The 4,910-nt window shown below is 28.1% G+C and carries 4 protein-coding genes and 1 pseudogene; all 5 read left to right on the plus strand.

What is annotated here, in order from left to right:
• Window positions 1-21: 21 nt before the first annotated feature.
• Window positions 22-1,578 carry a sugar ABC transporter ATP-binding protein gene (locus Q0V09_RS07575; RefSeq protein ID WP_297488122.1) on the plus strand — a complete coding sequence of 519 codons (1,557 nt, stop codon included), beginning with the start codon at window positions 22-24 and terminating at the stop codon, window positions 1,576-1,578.
• A complete protein-coding gene (locus Q0V09_RS07580) occupies window positions 1,571-2,593 on the plus strand; it encodes an ABC transporter permease (RefSeq protein ID WP_297488125.1) in 1,023 nt (340 codons plus the stop codon). The genes Q0V09_RS07575 and Q0V09_RS07580 overlap by 8 nt, the downstream gene beginning before the upstream one ends.
• Entirely contained in the window at window positions 2,583-3,602 is a 1,020-nt protein-coding gene (locus Q0V09_RS07585) for an ABC transporter permease (protein WP_297488128.1), read from the plus strand. The genes Q0V09_RS07580 and Q0V09_RS07585 overlap by 11 nt, the downstream gene beginning before the upstream one ends.
• Window positions 3,603-3,720: 118 nt before the next feature.
• Complete coding sequence (locus Q0V09_RS07590; RefSeq protein ID WP_297488131.1) at window positions 3,721-4,293, plus strand: peptidylprolyl isomerase; 573 nt, start codon at window positions 3,721-3,723, stop codon at window positions 4,291-4,293.
• A 26-nt stretch (window positions 4,294-4,319) separates the two neighbouring features.
• Window positions 4,320-4,910: pseudogene (locus Q0V09_RS07595) on the plus strand (hypothetical protein); the annotation flags it as partial.

Raw genomic sequence — 4,910 nt, forward strand, 5'->3', positions numbered from 1 at the left:
AATGTATTAATGAGATAAAATATGGAAAAATTAATTGAAATAAAGGGATTAAATAAAAGTTATGGTAAAGTAAAAGCTCTTAGTGATATAGATTTAACCTTATATAAAGGAGAGATTCATGGTCTTGTAGGAACAAATGGCTCTGGAAAAAGTACTCTTCTTAATATATTATTTGGAAATCCAATAATAAAAGAAAGTGGAGGATATAGAGGAGATATTTATTTGAGAGGAGAGAAAATTGAGCCTTTCAAAAATTCTTATAAATCAGAATTTGGTATGATACATCAAGAATTTATTCTAATTCCAGAGATGTCTATATGGGAAAATATAAATTTAGGAGATGAGATTGTTAATAAAAAACTAAAAAAACTCTTTGGAAGAGAATTTTCACTAATATCTTTAGAGGAAAATAAAATAGAAATATCTAAACTTCTTAAAACTTTAGGAGTAGAAATAGATGTAAATACAAGGGTGGAAAATTTATCTACAAGTATAAAGCAATTTATAGAGATAGCACGTGAAATTAAAAAATCTAATTTAAAGATACTTTTTCTTGATGAGCCAACAGCTGCCCTCAATAAAACAGATTCAGAAATTCTTATGAAAATTCTTAAAGAGCTCGCTAAGGGAGGATTAACTATAGTTTTTATCTCTCATAGATTAGATGAAGTGGCTAATTTATGTGACAGACTCACTATTATAAGAGATGGTCAGATAATATCTAAATATGAAAAATCTCAATTTAATATAAAAATTATGGAAAGAGATATGACAGGACATGAAATAAATCAATCTCTAATAAAAAAAAGATATCTTAAAGGAAATAAAATTTTAGAATTTTGTAATTTTGGGGTATCTATGCCTGGAGATGAAAGTAAGAATATTAATTTAGATATTTTAGAGGGAGAAATAGTTGGAGTAACTAGTCTTTCTGGTCATGGAAAGCTTTCTATAGGATATGGAATAGGTGGGCTTATGCCTGTAAGTGGAGAGATAAAGTATTGTGGAGAGCTTTTAAATCCAAATAATATCTCTAAAAATATGAAAGATGGTATAGTGGTTCTTACAGAAGATAGAAAAAGATTGAATTTATTGATGAATCAATCTGTTATGGATAATATAGCTTTTAGTAATACAACAATAAAAAAGAGATTTTTAAAAGGTGGTTTAGCTGGTGCTTTAGGATTTTGGAATCATAAAGCAATTAATAAATTTGTTGAGGAATGTGTTGATTCATATGACATAAAATTATCTTCTGTTGAACAGAAGGTGGGAGAGTTAAGTGGAGGTAATCAGCAAAAAGTTTGTATAGCTAGAGCTGTATCTTTAAATCCAAAACTACTTTTTATAGGAGAGCCAACAAGGGGAATAGATGTTGATGCAAAAGAAAAGGTATTAAATATGTTAGTTAAAATTAACAGAAAAAAAAATACAACTATTTTAGTAGCTTCTAGTGAGATAGATGAGTTAGAAAGAATATGTGATAGAATTATTGTATTATACAATGGTGAGATTTCACAAATTATTAATTCTAAGTTAGATATAAAGTTGCAAGAAGGAGAGATAAAATATGCATAAAAGAATCTCTCAAATTATAATTTTTATATTTCTTATTGTTCTTGTAATTATAGCTTATTTTCTTAATATGGATATTAAAAGATTTTTTAATGAATCTATTTCAAAATTTCTTATGAATGGACTTTTAGTAATATCTTTAATTCCTATGATTAATGCTGGAATAGGAATTAATTTTGGACTTCCTGTAGGAATTATAAGTGGTCTTATAGGAATGTGTGTTAGTATTAATATGAAATTTACTGGAGTATGGGGTTTTATTGTAGCTCTTTTCTTTACTACTATAATAGGATGGATATTAGGAGAAATTTATGGACGAATATTAAATTATTCCAAGGGAAGAGAGGAGATTACAGGAACTTTTATTGGATTTTCCTTTGTTTTTCTTATGAATTTTTTCTGGACTTTAATTCCTTTTAAAAACAGAGGTATGTTATATCCTATTGGAGGAAAAGGACTTAGACCTAAAATAAGCTTAAATAATTATTTTGATAGTATTTTAGATAACTTTCTTCTTGAAAATATAGGTGGATATAAGATTCCAATTGGAAGTATTCTATTTTATACACTAATATGTGTATTTATTTATTTGTTTTTTAAAACAAGTAAAGGAAAGACAATGCTAGCTGTGGGAGAAAATGAAAAATTTTGCAAAGGAGCTGGAATAGATATTAAAGGAGTAAAAATAGAAGCCGTTATTATTTCTACAATTATTGCAGGATATGGAATTTGTGTATATAGTCAATCATATGGTTTTGTAGAGCTTTATAATGCACCTATGATGATGGCTTTTCCTGCTGCTTCTGCAATTCTCATAGGAGGAGCTAACAGTAAGAGAGTTTATATATTAGAAGCTATAATAGGAACTTATCTTTTTCATACTATATACCTTTTATCATCTCCTATTGCAAATGAAATTCTTCTTCCTGAAGTTTCAGAAATATTTAGAATGATAGTAAGTAATTCTATCATTTTATATGCATTACTAAAAACAAGGAGAGTAAAAAATGAGAGTTAGTACTGATCTTTTAAAAAATAATTATGTTCCTGTAGGCTTTTTAATTTTATCTGTTGTAGGCCTATATTTTTCTGGATTAAGTACTTCTTTTGTTATAAATCAATTAATAACTAGATTCATTAGAAATGGGATACTTGTATTAGCTTTAATAATTCCAATAAGAGCAGGAATGGGATTAAATTTTGCCATTACAATGGGAGCTCTATGTACTCAAGCAGCAATAGTTATTGCATTAAATTGGTCTATAGAAGGAGTAGTTGGTATTGTTACTATATTAATTCTTAGTATTAGTTTTTCTATTATAATAGGTTATTTTATAGGATTAGCCCTTAATAGAGCTAGGGGTAAAGAGATGATAACATCTATAATAATAGGATTTTTAGGTAATAGCATTTTTCAAATGATATTTATGACAGGGTTTGGAAGTGTAATTCCAATAAAAAATAAAGCTATAGGACTTAGCAGAGGAATTGGAATAAGGGATATGGTAGATTTAGGAAGTTATAAAATAATAGATTATCAACTATATATGATTACTATAGTTATATTATTTGGGGCAGGAATACATTATATTTTAAATACACCCTTTGGTCAACAAGTGAAAGCTGTAGGTGGAGATTATAAAAATTCATTTTTATTAGGAATAAATGGAGAAAAAGTTAGAATTAAAGCTGTTATTATTTCTACAGTTTTAGCTTCTATAGGGCAGTTTATTTATTTACAAAATATAGGAGTAGCAAATGTATATACTGCTCAAAGTAATTCAGATATATTTTCAAGTGCTGCAATATTAGCAGGAGGAGCTAGTATAAAAAAAGCTAGTGTTAAGAATGCTTTTTTAGGGATATTTTTATTTCATGCTCTTTTTATTGTATCTCCTCAAGCTGGACAAAATATTTTTAATAATGCAGCTTTAGGTGAATATTTTAGAAGTTTTATAGCTTATGGAACTATTGCTCTTGCAATAATTATTAATTTAAAAAAAACTCAAAAAGAACTTGGGAAATAATTCTAAGTTCTTTTTTTATAATTAAGTACAAAAATACTATTTTTTTATATCAAGATAGTGTATAATACCTTCTAATATTCACAATAATTTTTAAGAAAGCATTAAATGGAGGGGAATTATGAAAAAAATAATTGCAACAATAACAATGGAAGATTTACAAAAGTTTGAACTTGAACTTTATCCAGAATATGCACCAAATACAGTTTATAATTTTGCTGATTTAGCAAATTCAGGATTCTATGATGGGCTACCTTTTCAACGTATAAAAAAGGATTGGGTACTTCAAGGAGGTTCAACTGATGGAACTTGTACAAGTGATTCGGAATTTTCTATAAAAGGGGAATTTTTAGTAAATGGAGTGGAAAATCTAATAAAACATGTCAAAGGAACTATTTCAATGGCAAGATATGATCACTGTGATAGTCAAGCTGTTCAATTTTTTATAGTACATAAAGATATAGCAAGTGAGTTAGATGGGAAATATTCAGCTTTTGGGAAATTAATAAGTGGATATACTCTTTTAGAGGAACTTGCAAATGTTCCGACAGATGAAAGACCTGGAAAGTTTAATGCACCTTTTACTCCAGTTATTATAAAATCAATTAGAGTAGAAGATGAGGGGAATATATTAAAAAAACCAGAGAGAATTGTTCCAGCAGTTAGTAAAGAATACACAGGGAATGCTTCTTAGAAAATAGAGAAAAGGGGAATATATTTATGTCAGGAGTAATTGCAATAACAATTTTAATAACAATTTTTGCTTTATCAGAGTTTATAGCTTTAAAAACAAAGGCGACACTGTCAACAGTTTTAGTTTTATCAACACTTTTATTGCTTGGTTTTTGGGGAGGACTACCTACTGAGATTTTTGAAAAATCTGGTGTAGTAGTAGTTGGTGGTAATTTAATAGGGGTTTTAATAACTGGAATGGGAAATCTTCTTGATTTTTCAGAGTTAAAAAGACAGTGGAAAACAGTTATAATTTCAATTTTAACTGTAACAATATCAACTATAGGAGTGTTCTTCATAGGGAAATTAATAATTGGTAGAGATCTTGCTTTAGCTGGAGCTCCAATTTTTGCAGGAAGTAGTACAGCTTCAATAATTATGAATGCTAAGTTAACAGAGGCTGGGAAAGAACATTTAGCTCTTTTTGTTATAATGATGTTAGTTTTTCAAAACTTTGTTGGAATACCTGTGGCATCTCAACTTCTTAAAAGAGCAGGAAAAGGATTTCTATTAAATAAAGAGGAACATATTTTATATGAAGATACACAAGAAAAAGAGAGCACTGTAAAGAAAAGAAAA

The organism is uncultured Cetobacterium sp. (assembly GCF_947039425.1).
In the GTDB taxonomy this organism is placed as follows: domain Bacteria; phylum Fusobacteriota; class Fusobacteriia; order Fusobacteriales; family Fusobacteriaceae; genus Cetobacterium_A.

Excerpts from the sequence above, each read along its gene's own strand:
- Q0V09_RS07575 (WP_297488122.1), top strand. The coding sequence starts at position 22 with ATGGAAAAATTAATTGAAATAAAGGGATTAAATAAAAGTTATGGTAAA.
- Q0V09_RS07580 (WP_297488125.1), top strand. The coding sequence starts at position 1,571 with ATGCATAAAAGAATCTCTCAAATTATAATTTTTATATTTCTTATTGTT.
- Q0V09_RS07585 (WP_297488128.1), top strand. The coding sequence starts at position 2,583 with ATGAGAGTTAGTACTGATCTTTTAAAAAATAATTATGTTCCTGTAGGC.
- Q0V09_RS07590 (WP_297488131.1), top strand. The coding sequence starts at position 3,721 with ATGAAAAAAATAATTGCAACAATAACAATGGAAGATTTACAAAAGTTT.